Origin of the sequence: Mariprofundus sp. NF (assembly GCF_013387455.1) — a bacterium.
GTDB lineage: Bacteria > Pseudomonadota > Zetaproteobacteria > Mariprofundales > Mariprofundaceae > Mariprofundus.
Genome location: NZ_VWNC01000002.1, coordinates 1 through 13,817 on the forward strand (window position 1 = coordinate 1; position 13,817 = coordinate 13,817).

Genomic DNA, 13,817 nt, shown 5'->3' on the forward strand with positions numbered 1-13,817 from the left:
ATATAATCGACTCAGGCCGCACCTCAGCCTGGGAATGAAAACACCCGAAGAGGTGCATAAAAAAGCCGACTGCCATTGGCAGCCGGCTTGAATAAAAAAACGTCAACGTATTTTAGGACGAGACAATCATAGCTGAATCAGAGCTTATCAGACTCGGAAGCCAGGTAAGATGCGACACCATCCGCATCAGGAACCATGCCTTTATCACCTTTGTTCCAACCGGCAGGACAAACTTCGCCATGCTCTTCAGTGAACTGCAGTGCATCAATCATACGCAGCATCTCATCAACGTTGCGACCCAGTGGCAGGTTGTTCACAACCTGATGCTGAACAACACCGGACTTATCGATCAGGAATGAACCGCGCAGAGCGATGTTACCGCCCAGCAGATGAACCAGATCACCATCTTCATCAACAACGCTGTCGTTATCGATCAAAACATCGAAATCAGCAGCGATAGTCTTGGTCAGATCAGCAACCAGCGGATATGCCACAGGGCCAATACCACCCTCGTTGACCGGGGTGTTACGCCATGCAGCGTGAGAGAAGTGAGAATCAACAGAGCAGCCGATGACCTGTACGCCACGCGCTTCAAATTCAGCAATGCGGTGATCAAATGCGATCAGCTCGGATGGACATACAAAGGTGAAGTCCAGTGGGTAAAAGAAGAGAACCACATATTTTCCTTCATAATCAGACAGGGAAAAGTTTTCGTTGATCGAACCGTCTGCCATTACAGCAGCGGCGGTAAATTCAGGGGCCTGCTGGCCAACCAGTACACTCATGTTGCATTCCTCCGGGAATTGTTGGGATTAAAGTCTAGAGATGCAATGTTAGTCAATTTGACGACACAGCACCACCCTACTCATTTTCTGGGATAATTGGCTTCACTCTCGTTCACACTATCGCGCCGATTGAAGCAGCACCCGTTGCTTGCATTGTTTCTCACTATCGCGCCGATTAAAAACAACGCCCGTTGCTTTTAATCGGCTTGCTCGGCTTGCTTTTTAGGGATTGTGAACTCAATAAAGATATGGCGAGTCTCAGGGGCGATGCGGCTGACATCCTCCTCCAGTGACCGGCGGATCTCGTCAAGCTTGCGCATAAAGCGAATGGCCTGCTTAATCTCATCTTCGCTCATGCTGGAGAAGATCGCCTCTTCACGCAGTTCGATCTCGGCCATCAACAAGGTATCATCCGGAGAGAGCACAATACTGTTAACCCGCTGAATATCCTGCACCTTGTCATCTGCCTGCCAGAGTTTGGTGGCGACATCGTTGACCTCATCATCGGAGCGATTAAGCAGGAATTTACGATTGGTAGCAGCCAGAAACCAGGCCAGACCACCCATCAACAGGCCGATGCAGATCGCTGCGATGCCATCAAAGATGGCGGAACCGGTATATGCCGCCAGCCCCATGCCGATAGCAGCCACTGCCAGTCCAAATACAGCCACTGCATCTTCAATCAGTACCGCCAGCGTAGTCGGATCACGCGTCTCAACAAAATAGGTACGAAACGATTTTCCAGCCTCTGCTGCCTGACGCCGGAACTCAACAAGTGCGACAAAAAAGGAGTAGCCCTCAACCACAAAGGCGAAACCGATAATCAGAAAGGGAATCCAGGAGAGCTCCGGGGTGTGCTCATCACGCAGCTGCTCAACCGCATGCATGACGGTGTAAACGCAACCGAGAAAGAAGATGGTAACTGCAGAGACCAGATTCCAGAAATAGCGCTCCTGCCCGTAACCGAAATGGTGATTAGTGTCTGCTTCACGCTGGGATCGGCGAAGTCCGAGATAGAGCATGCACTGATTGGCTGTATCAGCCAGTGAATGCACCGCTTCGGCCAGTAGTGCACTGGAGCCGGAAAAGGCAAAACCGATAAACTTGGCAACAGTTACCATACTGTTGCCGGCTATCGCTGTTACCACTGCTTTTGTTGAACCACTCGACATGGAATCTCCCTATAGGACATGCTGATTCATTCAGTACGTCCGTGCAGCCTATGGATGGGCTGCCAAATCAACCAGGCAAATGGTTGATTTGTGAACAAAAGAAAAACGACGCTTTTTCTTTTGTGAGCTGATTTTTGGCAGGAGCCAATAAATCAGCATCTCCCAAACTCAACTGAATCGCGCTAAGCTACTGCACATGTGGTCATACAGGCACCAGAACTTTACCGTACATCAACTTCCTGCGCTCAAGGATAACTATATCTATCTGATTGATCTGCACAATTCAGAGATCCTGATTGCTGTTGATCCGGCTGAAGCGGTGAGTATCTCCAATTTTTGCACCGAGCGTGATGTCAGACTCACCCATATTATCAACACCCATCACCACTGGGACCATACCGATGGCAACAAAGCACTGAAAGAGAAGTTCAATGCCCAGGTGATCGGAGCAGCGGATGATGCTCATCGCATTCCAGCCATCGATATAACCGTTTCAGAACATACGCCACCGGCTATAGACGGATTAAATATCAGCGTATTGGAGCTACCAGGCCATACCAGCGGCCACGTCGCTTATCTGATTGATGATGCTCTGTTCTGCGGTGATGTTCTGTTCGGGGCGGGTTGCGGCAGACTCTTTGAAGGCACTCCATCGCAGATGTGGGATAGCCTGAACAAACTGGCCAAGCTTGATGGTAAAACAAAAGTCTACTGCGCCCATGAGTACACACTGCCAAATCTGCGTTTTGCCCGCACGGTTGATCCTGACAATGACGCGTTGGATCAGCGCATCCATCGCGACACTCAAACCCGCATGGATAAAAAACCGACCATCCCATCAACCATCGCCATGGAGATGGCCACCAATCCGTTTCTCAGGCCTTTGGATGAAAAGTTCCGCAACCACTATACCGGGCAAGCTAAGGTCGAAAATGATGGCTTAACTATTTTCACTGATTTGAGACAAAGAAAAGACAGGCACTAAAACAGGGGGATTTATTTACCCCGAATCACCTTGTCCTGTCTCATTATAACGCTATTAAGAAGATTGGAGTTGGCGATATTGTGGTCAAAATTCACGCCTATACCCTCATGGGTGTGACGCGATATCTGGCCATACAGACTCACTGCATCAGGTACGGACATAAAAGAGATCAGCAGATGCAGATGTTCGCCCAGCTCAAACGGCTCAGTGGTCTCAATAAATATGCCGGTAGAGCTGATATTCTTTGCCCTGCCCTGATGCGTTCCATGCTCTGAGGTGAAACCGAGCAGCTCAACAAAATGCCAGCGCCTCGCGTTCCTCACCTCTTTTTTCCATGACCCGACAAGGATCAATAGCTCCTCCTGCAGTTCAGGCGGAAGATCTTCAGCAATCTGAGTGATCAGTTTAACGGTATTGGGATCTGCATAACTCAATGGAGATGACCGATGCCAGTCGCTGCTTATCTGGAGCGCAGAATCAGCGCGTGGTTGGCAATGATAGAATCCATCTCACTCACCTGTGACTGACTTCGTTCGTCAAACCGAACCCCGATACCGTTCGGTGTCTTGCGCACCACTGAACCACATAGACGCAACGGATTGGGAGCCGAGATGAAGGTCAACATCATTTTAACCTTGTCACCTATCTCAAAATCATCTGTTGTCTCGATAAACAGGCCTGTCGAACTAACATCAATAGCATGGCCTAAATAGCTGCCACTACCCGATGAAATACTAAGCGTCTCGGAATAGGGCTCACGCGTTGCCTGCCTACCATCGCCAGACCAACTGGCGATCAGTTCGAGTATCTGTTTGCGTTGCAATGCAGGCAACTCTTCGGCTATTTCGGAAATTTTCTCAATGGCATCCATATCGGGACAGTGTAGACAGGGCTAAGCAATAAAAAAAGCACCTGTGTTGCCACAGGTGCTTCCTTGATATGGTGGGCCGTGCTGGGCTCGAACCAGCGGCCCGCTGATTAAGAGTCAGCTGCTCTACCAACTGAGCTAACGGCCCATATCAATATCAAGCAAAATGGGGTGGACGACGGGATTCGAACCCGCGACCACCGGCATCACAAGCCGGGGCTCTACCAACTGAGCTACATCCACCATAATGTTTGCAGGTGGCGCGCCTGGCAGGGCTCGAACCTGCAGCCTACAGCTTAGAAGGCTGTTGCTCTATCCAATTGAGCTACAGGCGCTCGCCAGATCGCGTCCAATCACTTGATTATACATCGAGGAAGGAATGGTCGGGATAGAGTGATTCGAACACTCGACCCTCTGCTCCCAAAGCAGATGCGCTACCAGGCTGCGCTATATCCCGATTTATTCCTCATCTCGAAGGCGGCGGACGATAGTAATCTAATTTGCATTCGTCAACACTTGAATCACAGCTGACTACACTTCTGATCACCGCTAGGGTTGCCTATCTGTTTTTATTACATGTGAGGTACGCTATGGGCAAGATTGATATGCGTGGAACAACGATCTGCTGTATCCGGAAAAATGGTGAAGTTGCTATTGGTGGTGATGGTCAGGTCACCCTTGGTGATACCGTCGTAAAACATGGTGGCCGCAAAGTGCGCACCATTCGTGATGGTGCGATTCTTACCGGCTTTGCCGGCTCAACTGCCGATGCAATGAATCTCTTTGAACGCTTTGAAGCCAAGCTTGATGAACATGGCGGCTCACTGATGCGTGCGGCTGTATCACTGGCCAAGGAGTGGCGCACCGACAAATACCTGCGCCAGCTGGAGGCGATGATGATTGTTGCTGACCGTGACAATACCCTGCTGATCTCGGGCAATGGCGATGTGCTGGAGCCGGATGATGGTGTTGCCGCTATCGGTTCGGGTGGCGCTTATGCCAAGGCTGCTGCTACTGCACTGGTCAATCACAGCGATCTCTCGGCCCGTGATGCCATACGCGAGGCGATGAATATCGCTGCCAACATCTGTATCTACACCAATAACAACATCACTATCGAATCCATCGACAAAGAGGCTGAAGCATGAGCTACTCCATGACACCGCGTGAGATTATTTCTGAGCTTGATCGCTATATTGTTGGCCAGGATGATGCCAAACGTGCCGTTGCCATTGCCCTGCGCAATCGCTGGCGCCGCCAGCAGGTGGCCTCGCCGATGCGTGAAGAGATCACGCCAAAGAATATTCTCATGATTGGCCCCACAGGTGTCGGTAAAACCGAGATTGCGCGCCGGCTGGCAAGATTGGCCAATGCCCCCTTTATTAAAGTGGAAGCGACCAAATTTACCGAGGTGGGTTATGTCGGTCGTGATGTTGAAACCATCATCCGTGACCTGGTAGACACAGCCATCAAAATCGTACGTGAAGAGCATCTGAAACGGGTGCAGACCAAAGCGGAGAAGATGGCCGAAGATCGCCTGCTCGATATTCTTATCCCCCACCCTGTTGCTCCCCATGGCCCGCACAGCAGCGAGCCCAACAATGCCAGTAGCGAATCGCGCGAGAAGATGCGCCATAAACTGCGTTTGGGAGAACTGGACAAACGACAGGTTGAGATCGATGTTGAGTCGCAGCAGGAAGCACCGATGATGCAACTCTTCTCAGGTCAGGGCACCGAAGCGATGGATCTCAAAGAGATGCTTGGCGGCATGATGGGTGGCCAGAAAAAGAGTAAACGCATGAGTGTCGCCGATGCCATGAAGGTGATTCAGCAGCAGGAGGCTGATCGTCTGCTGGATATGGAGAGCATCAAAGAGGAGGCGATCCTGCGCGCTGAGAATGATGGCATCGTCTTTCTCGATGAGATGGATAAGATCACCCAGCGCAGTGGTGCCGCATCAGGCGGTGAGGTCTCCCGCGAAGGGGTACAGCGCGATCTGCTGCCACTGGTGGAGGGCACCACGGTCAACACCCGTTATGGCCACCTGAAAACCGATCATATTCTGTTTATTGCATCCGGTGCCTTCCATCTGGCCAAACCTTCCGATCTGATTCCCGAGCTGCAGGGTCGCTTCCCGATCCGCGTTAATCTCACTGCGCTTGGTGAAGAGGAGTTCCGCCGTATTCTGGTTGAACCTGAAGCCTCGCTGACACGCCAATATGCCGCCCTGCTCAATGCCGAGAATGTCGACATCCATTTCACCGATGATGGTATCGCTGAGATTGCCCGCATCGCCGTGCAGGTGAATGAGAAGACTGAGAATATCGGGGCCCGCCGCCTGCATACACTGCTGGAGAGGGTGCTGGAGAACATCAGTTTTGAAGCGTCTGATCGCAGCGGTGACAGTATCGAAGTGGATGCACCGTTCGTAGTGGAAGAGCTCGGCGAAATCAGCGCTGACGAAGATCTATCACGTTATATATTGTAAGACGTGAAGGGTGAATTGTTAGGTGTGAGGGGTCTTTTGCCTTACACCTCTCCCCTTACCCCTCTCGCCTGACCTCTAACAACCTGGCTACTGGCGCGAAGGATTTGCGGTGCACCGGCGATGGCCCGAGCTCTCTGAGTGCATCCATATGCACTTTGGTTCCATACCCTTTATGTTTAGAGAAGCCGTAACCCGGATAGAGATAATCCAGCTGCTGCATCAGACGATCCCGAACCACCTTGGCGATAATCGAGGCTGCTGCAATCTCCTGCACCAGATCATCGCCACCGATAATCGCTTCGGCAGGCACCCTCAAATCAGGCACACGATTACCATCTACCAGAACTTTTGAGGGAACAACGCTTAAACCATCCACCGAACGGCGCATGGAGAGCATGGTGGCATGTAGAATATTGAGCTGATCAATCTCATCGATGGAGGCCATGGTCACCGAATAGGCCACAGCATGCTTTCTGATATGGTGGTAAAGACGCAGACGCTTCTTCTCGGCCACCCGCTTGGAGTCGCGGTACTGACCCAGATAGGGATCATCAGGCGAAAGTATCACCGCCGCCGTCACCACGGGACCGGCCAGTGGCCCACGACCTACTTCATCAACCCCTGCCAGCATTATTATTTAGACACAGATCAACGCAGATGAACACTGATAATTAGAGACTGTCAAACCATCATAATGATGAGCCGGACTAAAGCCACTGAGAATGTCGAAAGCGCTAATATATCTGTGTAAATCTGCGTTGATCTGCGTCAAAAAATTCAACCCCTGAGAGAAGCGCCGAACTTCTTATCCATCGCCGCAATAATCGCCTTGGAAGCAGCATCGGAATCCTGCTGTGTCAGCGTGCGTTTGGGATCCTGCAGTGCAAAACGAATACCAAGACTCACCTTACCCTCCGGCACCCCTTTGCCTGCATAGAGATCAAAGATACCTGCCTCAGTCAGCAGCTTGCCGCCAGCACTGCGTACTGCATTGAGAATGGCATCAGATGATGAGTTTTTATCAAACAGGAACACCAGATCACGCTCTACACCGGGGAATTCCGGCAGTGGCTGGAATTTCGCTTTTTTACCTTCAGGCAACAGATCCAGATTGATATCAGCCACAAAGACCGGCGTATCAATATCAAACGAATCGGCAATATCACCATCAATTTTTCCGATACGTCCAGCTTGTGCACGACCCACCATAATCTTCGCACTCTGACCAGACTGCAGCCCGGCAATCGAATCATCAGCGATGAAGCGACCTGTCAGACCACGCTTTGCCAGCCACGATTCAACTGCAGCTTTAAGATCAAAGAAATCAGCCTTGCGTGTCTGCGCATGCCACTGATCCTGACCAACATCACCGCTCATCAACCAGGCCAATACATTATTTTCATCATGACCGCTCTCTGTTTTGGCATACAAACGCCCCTGCTCTGCCAGAGCCACACCCGACTGCTGGCGGTTCAGGTTGTGCTTTGCCACATTGAGAAGGCCCGGCCAGGCGCTTCGACGCATCACACTCATGGCATCGGAGATCGGATTTTGCAGTGCGATATCCAGTCCATCATCTTCAACAAACAGACGCTGCTCACCATCAGAGATAAAGGCGTAGGTCACCACCTGTAAAAAACCATCGGCGACCGCATCATGAACAGAGCGATCCACTTTGGCAGGAGCCGTGGTCGCCAGTGCAGGCAGGATCTCAGGAATCGCATCAAAACCGATCACTCGCGCATACTCTTCAGAGATATCCTCAGGAATCGTCACATCATGACGGAACGGTGGCACATCTACATCCAGCCTGTCTCCGTCTCTGCGAACCCCGAACGCCATACGCTCCAGCACAGCATCCACCGATTCAGGGATATCAATACCAAGACGCGATGATATACGCGCCACCGAACAGCTGACTGAACGATTGGCATTAATCGCTGCGGCATCACCACAAACAGTCATCTCACCAACGGCACCACCGAAGAGCTCGGTAATCAGCGCGGTAGCCTTCTGCATAGCAGTCTCAACCATCAGAGGATCCACACCACGCTCAAAACGCATCGACGCCTCACTAACCATCGCATAGGTACGACGTGTTTCACTCACCCGTGCAGGACGGAAAAACGCTGATTCCAGCACAATATTGGTTGTGGATTCCGTTACACCGGACGGTTCAGAGCCCATAATACCAGCCAGAGCAATCACATCAGTTTCATCACACACCACCAGATCACCGGCGTGCAGTTTGAGTTCACGCCCATCCAGTGCGGCGAAATCCTCACCAGCCTCAGCCGAACGGATACAGATATCACCATTGAGCCTGTCGGCATCAAAGGCGTGCATCGGCTGCCCGAAATCGAGCATCACATAATTAAGTACATCGACAATGCCATTAACCGGACGCATACCAGCCAGAATCAAGCCGCTCTGCATCCAGGCCGGAGAATCGGCCAGCTTCACACCTTCAATACGGCGAGCCATATATACAGGGCAATCACCCTCTGCAGTAACAGTTACTTTTGCAGCAGGAATTGCAGTTTCCACTTCAGCAACATGGCTGATCACATCCGCCAGAGGAAGCCCTGCATCGGCAGCCAGATCACGGGCGATACCGCGAACATTCATGCAGTCGCCACGATTAGGGGTGATCGAGAGGTCAAACACAGCCTCTTCAAGCCCCAGATACTCCCCCACTTCAGCCCCTACTGGTGCATCAGCAGGTAGAATCAAGAGACCTGCAGATTCGTCCGCCAGACCGAGTTCGGTTTCAGAGCAGCACATACCACAACTGGTTTCACCGCGGATTTTACCTTTTTTGATGGTCAGTCCGTTAGGCAGGGTTGTGCCGAGTGTGGCAACCGGGATCTTATCCCCTTCACCCATATTGGAGGCACCACAGACGATATCCACCATCTCTGCCTCGCCAATATCCACTTTCAAAAGGCTCAGTTTGTCGGCATCCGGATGTGGCTGCTTGGATGTTATCTGACCAACACGCACGCCCTGCACTGCAGCTCGCGGCTCTTCAACACCCTCAACCTCATGACCCAGACGTACCAGATCATCGGCAATCTCTGCCGGAGTCTTGCTCAGAGCCACCTGCTCTTTTAACCAGGAAAAAGGAATTTTCATGAGCCCATCCTCCGCAAGAAACGCACATCGTTTTCAAAGAACAGCCTCAGATCAGGGATGCCTTTCTTCAACATCACCAGTCGCTCTACGCCCAGCCCGAAAGCAAAACCGGAGAACGCTTCGGCATCGATACCGACCGAACGCAACACATTGGGATGGATCATGCCGCTACCCAGCACCTCAATCCAGCCGCTGCCTTTACATATGCGGCAACCTTTGCCGGCGCAGAACACACAACCGATATCCACTTCTGCTGATGGCTCGGTGAACGGGAAGTAGTGCGGACGCAGACGAATGGAGACCTCTTTCTCGAAATAGGTGGAGAGGAAATGTTTCAATACGCCTTTGAGATGTGCCATGGAGACATCACGATCCACCTTAAACACCTCAACCTGATGAAACATAGGAGAGTGGGTCACATCATAATCGCAGCGGTAAACACGACCCGGAGCCACTACAGCCAATGGTGGCTCATGCCCCTCTTCAAGAAAACGTTTCATAGCACGGATCTGCACCGGTGATGTATGCGTACGCAGCAGCATCGGCTCTGATTGTTCACCCTCGGCAAACTCCTTTACGAAAAAGGTGTCATGCATAGCACGAGCCGGATGTTCCGGTGGAATATTCAACGCATCGAAGTTGTGGAACTCATTCTCAATTTCAGGCCCTTCAGCAACAGCAAAACCCATCTGTGAGAAGATTGCGGTCATCTCATCCAGCCCCTGCTGAACCGGATGCAGCGCGCCGGAGGTTGAACTACGGCCGGGCAGTGTCACATCAATGCGTTCAGCTTCAATACGCTCAGCTTTGGCTTTAACTGCAAGGCTAGCTTCACACCCATCCAGTGCCGCCGCCAGTGCTGTTTTGGTGGCATTCACATGCTGACCGATCACTGGACGCTCTTGAGGTGGCAACTTGCCAACACCCTTAAGCACTTCAGTCAACGCACCCTTTTTACCGAGATAATTTACACGCAGCTGCTGCAACTCGCTCAAACTTGCAGCCAGGGCAAACGACTCCAGCGCCTCAGATTGCAATGACTCCAGCTGAGCTTTCAACGAATCGATTTCGCTCATTCAATTCCCCTTATTCATCAAACATGAGTCCCATACTTCGAGACCATATCAAAAAAACCATCAAAAAAAATGGCAGAGCCTCTACAGCTCTGCCATTCCATCATTCACATTCCGGACGTATCCGGAAAATAATTTTTACTGGATCTGCGCGCGAGCTGTTTCTGCCAGCTTCGCAAAACCATCAGCATCGCGAACTGCGATGTCAGCCAGAACCTTACGATCCAGCTCAATGCCAGCCTTAGAAAGGCCGTGCATGAAACCTGAATAGTTCAGACCATTCTGTTTGGCCGCGGCATTGATACGCACGATCCACAGGCTGCGGAACTCACGTTTCTTAACCTTACGGTCGCGGTACGCATACTGGCGCGCCTTATCAACCGCCTGGGTTGCAACGCGGAAGCAGCTCTTGCGACGACCACGGTAGCCCTTGGCTGCCTTAATTACACTTTTGTGGCGCGCGTGCGCCTGTACACCGGATTTAACGCGAGGCATATATCTCTCCTAACCTAAAACTTTCTTTAACCGCGGCCTGGAACTAAACGTTCCAGTGCCTTCGAATCAGCAGCTGAAACCAGCTCTGTACCACGCATATTGCGCTTACGCTTTGGCGACTTCTTAGTCAGAATATGACTTGAGAAAGCCTTGTTACGCTTCCATTTGCCGCTACCAGTTTTGGTAAAACGTTTGGCTGCGCCGCTGTTTGATTTCATCTTAGGCATTATATTCTTCCTTTTCTTAAACTAAAAAAGCCCCTCCAGGGCTTATATGACCACGGAGAGAAACTCTTATTTTGTTTTGTTCGGTGCGATGATCATGATCATCTGTCGCCCTTCCATGTTTGGCATCTTTTCAGGTTTGCCAAACTCTTCCAGCTGAGCAGCTACGAACTTCATCTGCTCAAGTCCGCGTCCGGTATGTGCCATTTCACGGCCCCTGAATCGCAAACTCACCTTAACCTTGTTACCTTGCGACAAAAACTTCGTCGCATTCTTCATTTTCACTTCCATGTCATGCGCGTCGGTGTTGGCGCCAACCTTCACCTCTTTAATCTGCATTACATGCTGACGTTTCTTGGCAAGATTGGCTTTCTTGCTCTGCTCGTATTTGTATTTACCATAATCCATGATCTTGCAAACTGGCGGATTGCTCTTGGCTGCCATCAGCACAAGGTCCAGCCCTTTCACTTCTGCTCTGCCTACTGCCTCTGCAAGAGAAAGTACGCCCAGCTGCTCACCTGTTGTATCGTCAACGACTCGAACCTCGCGGGCGTCGATGTCCATGTTGATTGGTAAATCCTTTTTAATACAAAGCTCCTAACGTCAAAACTGTTTCTACACTCTAGTCGTGATTAAGCTGCATCTTCTGCATCTCGGAAATCCAGTCATCCAGACTAAACGTTCCCAGATTCTGACCGCTGCGATCACGTACACTCACGGTTTTTTCATCACGTTCCCGATCTCCGGCAACTAGAATGAAGGGTACCCGCTCCAAAGTGTGGGCGCGCACTTTATAGCCGACCTTTTCGTTACGCAAGTCCATATCTACACGAAATCCCGCTTTGACCATATTTTGTGTCACTTCAGCCACATATTCTGCCTGTGAATCGGTGATATTACAGACCACGGCCTGCACCGGTGCCAGCCAGAACGGAAATTTACCTTCATGGTGTTCGATCAGAATTCCGATGAATCGCTCCATCGAACCGAGAATGGCGCGATGCAGCATCACCGGCGTCTGACGTGATGAGTCTTCAGCTACATATTCAGCATCAAGCCTGCCCGGCATGGAGAAATCGACCTGAATCGTACCGCACTGCCAGACACGACCCAGACAGTCCTTTAGAGAAAACTCAATCTTCGGCCCGTAGAACGCGCCCTCACCCTTGTTCTCGCCATACTCGATATTTTTCGACTGTAGCGCCTGATGCAGCGATGCCTCAGCTTTATCCCACTGCTCATCGGTGCCCACACGTTTATCAGGACGATCCGAAAGGAAGATAATCACATCTTCAAAGCCGAAACGTTTGTACACCTCATATGTCAGATCGATAAAGTTGCACACCTCATCCTGAATCTGTGCTTCAGTACAGAAGATATGGGCATCATCCTGAACAAAGTTACGCAGACGCATCAGGCCATGCAGTGTGCCCGATGGCTCATTGCGGTGGCAGGAACCGAACTCAGCCAAACGTAGTGGCAGATCGCGGTAGGAGTGCAGATTCTGATTGAACACCTGAATGTGGCACGGGCAGTTCATCGGTTTGATCGCATATTCACGGTTATCGGTACTGGTGGTGAACATATCATCACGGAACTTGTCCCAATGCCCTGACTTCTCCCACAGCTTGCGATCCACCACTGACGGGGTTTTGATCTCCTGATAACCGTTGTCGCGCATCACACCGCGAATCTCATTCTCCACCTGCTGCCAGATGGTCCAGCCTTTGGGGTGCCAGAAGATCATACCCGGCGCCTCCTCCTGCAGATGGAACAGATCAAGAGCCTTGGCAATCTTACGATGGTCACGCTTCTCCGCCTCTTCCAGACGAACCAGATAATCTTTCAGGTCACCCTTGGATGCCCAGGCTGTGCCATAGATGCGGTGCAACTGCTCATTGTCGGAGTTACCCTCCCAGTATGCGCCGGAGACCTTCATCAGTTTAAAATGTTTGAGGATGCTGGTGTTGGGCACATGCGGGCCACGACAGAGATCCATCCAGTCGCCCTGTTTATACATGCTGACCGTCTCACCAGCCGGAATACGGCCGATCAGTTTAGCCTTATAGATTTCACCTATGCGCTCGAAGTGCTCAATCGCACCATCGCGATCCCACTCTTCGCGGCTGATCGGCAGCTTCTGATTAGAGAGCTGGCGCATCTTCTCTTCGATCTTCTTCAGATCCTCAGGTGTAAAAGCGCGTTCATAGGCAAAGTCGTAGTAGAAACCATCTTCAATCACCGGACCAATGGTCACCTGCGCACCGGGGAACACCTCCTGCACAGCCATCGCCATCAGATGCGAGGTTGAGTGACGGATAATCTCCAGCCCCTCGTCAGACTTCTCGGTAATCAGGGAAACCGTATCGCCATCGTTCAACAGGTGAGAAACATCTACCATATTACCGTTCACGGTTGCCGCAATCGTTGCCCGCGCCAGACCCGGACCGATATCGGCAGCAAGGTCATAAGCGGTTGCGCCCTCTTCCAGGGTACGTGATGAACCGTCAGGTAGTTGAATATTCATGGCGATGGTGTTCCTCCAGCTTGAAAGGCCTGCATCCTAGCGAAGCAGCGCGCATATAAAAGAAA

Annotated in this window: 14 protein-coding genes, 4 tRNA genes and 1 pseudogene; 4 read left to right on the forward strand and 15 right to left on the reverse strand. The window is 51.3% G+C overall.

All coding sequences use genetic code 11. The features are described 5' to 3' along the window. Positions 1-91 (forward strand): annotated as a pseudogene (locus F3F96_RS12675) (integrase); the annotation flags it as partial. A 46-nt stretch (positions 92-137) separates the two neighbouring features. Here the strand turns inward: F3F96_RS12675 and F3F96_RS02800 are convergent. Both F3F96_RS02800 and F3F96_RS02805 read right to left on the reverse strand, forming a co-directional pair. Then, complete coding sequence (locus tag F3F96_RS02800) at positions 138-785, reverse strand: peroxiredoxin (protein WP_176961755.1); 648 nt, start codon at positions 783-785, stop codon at positions 138-140. Between the two features lie 197 nt (positions 786-982). Further along, complete coding sequence (locus F3F96_RS02805) at positions 983-1,957, reverse strand: cation diffusion facilitator family transporter (RefSeq protein ID WP_176961756.1); 975 nt, start codon at positions 1,955-1,957, stop codon at positions 983-985. 196 nt (positions 1,958-2,153) lie between these two features. On the opposite strand from F3F96_RS02805, the gene gloB reads away from it, so the two are divergent. Further along, positions 2,154-2,942, forward strand: a complete 789-nt coding sequence (gene gloB, locus F3F96_RS02810) for a hydroxyacylglutathione hydrolase (RefSeq protein ID WP_176961757.1) — start codon at positions 2,154-2,156, stop codon at positions 2,940-2,942. Between the two features lie 11 nt (positions 2,943-2,953). Here gloB and F3F96_RS02815 read toward each other — a convergent pair whose 3' ends face one another. From F3F96_RS02815 to F3F96_RS02840, 6 genes are all read right to left on the reverse strand, one after another. Then, positions 2,954-3,376: a PilZ domain-containing protein gene (locus F3F96_RS02815; RefSeq protein WP_176961758.1), complete on the reverse strand. Its 423-nt coding sequence runs from the start codon at positions 3,374-3,376 to the stop codon at positions 2,954-2,956. Between the two features lie 26 nt (positions 3,377-3,402). Continuing rightward, positions 3,403-3,813 (reverse strand): PilZ domain-containing protein, encoded by a 411-nt coding sequence (locus F3F96_RS02820; RefSeq protein WP_176961759.1) that lies wholly within the window; start codon positions 3,811-3,813, stop codon positions 3,403-3,405. A gap of 69 nt (positions 3,814-3,882) precedes the next feature. Next, positions 3,883-3,958, reverse strand: a tRNA-Lys gene (locus F3F96_RS02825). 19 nt (positions 3,959-3,977) lie between these two features. Then, positions 3,978-4,053 (reverse strand) — tRNA-His (locus tag F3F96_RS02830). Between the two features lie 15 nt (positions 4,054-4,068). Further along, positions 4,069-4,145 (reverse strand) — tRNA-Arg (locus F3F96_RS02835). A gap of 45 nt (positions 4,146-4,190) precedes the next feature. Then, positions 4,191-4,267, reverse strand: a tRNA-Pro gene (locus F3F96_RS02840). Positions 4,268-4,400: 133 nt separating this feature from the next. On the opposite strand from F3F96_RS02840, the gene hslV reads away from it, so the two are divergent. Both hslV and hslU read left to right on the forward strand, forming a co-directional pair. After that, positions 4,401-4,958, forward strand: a complete 558-nt coding sequence (hslV, locus tag F3F96_RS02845) for an ATP-dependent protease subunit HslV (RefSeq protein WP_176961760.1) — start codon at positions 4,401-4,403, stop codon at positions 4,956-4,958. Next, positions 4,955-6,298, forward strand: coding sequence for an ATP-dependent protease ATPase subunit HslU (gene hslU, locus F3F96_RS02850; RefSeq protein WP_176961761.1), 1,344 nt, complete (start codon positions 4,955-4,957; stop codon positions 6,296-6,298). Before hslV ends, hslU begins: the two co-directional genes overlap by 4 nt. A 55-nt stretch (positions 6,299-6,353) precedes the next feature. Here hslU and rnhB read toward each other — a convergent pair whose 3' ends face one another. The 7 genes from rnhB to thrS all read right to left on the reverse strand — a co-directional run bounded on the left by rnhB (position 6,354) and on the right by thrS (position 13,752). After that, the gene (gene rnhB, locus F3F96_RS02855) at positions 6,354-6,929 is read right to left on the reverse strand and encodes a ribonuclease HII (protein WP_176961762.1); all 576 of its coding nucleotides are present in this window, start codon (positions 6,927-6,929) and stop codon (positions 6,354-6,356) included. 146 nt (positions 6,930-7,075) lie between these two features. Beyond that, on the reverse strand, positions 7,076-9,433 hold the full coding sequence (gene pheT, locus F3F96_RS02860) for a phenylalanine--tRNA ligase subunit beta (protein WP_176961763.1): 2,358 nt from the start codon (positions 9,431-9,433) through the stop codon (positions 7,076-7,078). After that, positions 9,430-10,509 (reverse strand): phenylalanine--tRNA ligase subunit alpha, encoded by a 1,080-nt coding sequence (pheS, locus tag F3F96_RS02865; protein ID WP_176961764.1) that lies wholly within the window; start codon positions 10,507-10,509, stop codon positions 9,430-9,432. The genes pheT and pheS overlap by 4 nt, the downstream gene beginning before the upstream one ends. A gap of 135 nt (positions 10,510-10,644) precedes the next feature. Next, a complete protein-coding gene (rplT, locus tag F3F96_RS02870) occupies positions 10,645-11,001 on the reverse strand; it encodes a 50S ribosomal protein L20 (protein WP_176958042.1) in 357 nt (118 codons plus the stop codon). Positions 11,002-11,027: 26 nt separating this feature from the next. Further along, positions 11,028-11,228, reverse strand: coding sequence for a 50S ribosomal protein L35 (gene rpmI, locus F3F96_RS02875; protein ID WP_176961765.1), 201 nt, complete (start codon positions 11,226-11,228; stop codon positions 11,028-11,030). Positions 11,229-11,294: 66 nt separating this feature from the next. Then, entirely contained in the window at positions 11,295-11,813 is a 519-nt protein-coding gene (infC, locus tag F3F96_RS02880; protein WP_370465503.1) for a translation initiation factor IF-3, read from the reverse strand. 34 nt (positions 11,814-11,847) lie between these two features. Further along, positions 11,848-13,752 (reverse strand): threonine--tRNA ligase, encoded by a 1,905-nt coding sequence (thrS, locus tag F3F96_RS02885; RefSeq protein ID WP_176961767.1) that lies wholly within the window; start codon positions 13,750-13,752, stop codon positions 11,848-11,850. Positions 13,753-13,817: the final 65 nt, after the last annotated feature.

Bases quoted from the DNA above. Each gene is read 5' to 3' on its own strand.
- F3F96_RS02805 (WP_176961756.1), bottom strand. From the start codon at position 1,957: ATGTCGAGTGGTTCAACAAAAGCAGTGGTAACAGCGATAGCCGGCAAC.
- F3F96_RS02820 (WP_176961759.1), bottom strand. From the start codon at position 3,813: ATGGATGCCATTGAGAAAATTTCCGAAATAGCCGAAGAGTTGCCTGCA.
- rnhB (WP_176961762.1), bottom strand. From the start codon at position 6,929: ATGCTGGCAGGGGTTGATGAAGTAGGTCGTGGGCCACTGGCCGGTCCC.
- F3F96_RS02800 (WP_176961755.1), bottom strand. From the start codon at position 785: ATGAGTGTACTGGTTGGCCAGCAGGCCCCTGAATTTACCGCCGCTGCT.
- pheT (WP_176961763.1), bottom strand. From the start codon at position 9,433: ATGAAAATTCCTTTTTCCTGGTTAAAAGAGCAGGTGGCTCTGAGCAAG.
- rplT (WP_176958042.1), bottom strand. From the start codon at position 11,001: ATGCCTCGCGTTAAATCCGGTGTACAGGCGCACGCGCGCCACAAAAGT.
- rpmI (WP_176961765.1), bottom strand. From the start codon at position 11,228: ATGCCTAAGATGAAATCAAACAGCGGCGCAGCCAAACGTTTTACCAAA.
- thrS (WP_176961767.1), bottom strand. From the start codon at position 13,752: ATGAATATTCAACTACCTGACGGTTCATCACGTACCCTGGAAGAGGGC.
- hslV (WP_176961760.1), top strand. From the start codon at position 4,401: ATGGGCAAGATTGATATGCGTGGAACAACGATCTGCTGTATCCGGAAA.
- gloB (WP_176961757.1), top strand. From the start codon at position 2,154: ATGTGGTCATACAGGCACCAGAACTTTACCGTACATCAACTTCCTGCG.
- hslU (WP_176961761.1), top strand. From the start codon at position 4,955: ATGAGCTACTCCATGACACCGCGTGAGATTATTTCTGAGCTTGATCGC.
- pheS (WP_176961764.1), bottom strand. From the start codon at position 10,509: ATGAGCGAAATCGATTCGTTGAAAGCTCAGCTGGAGTCATTGCAATCT.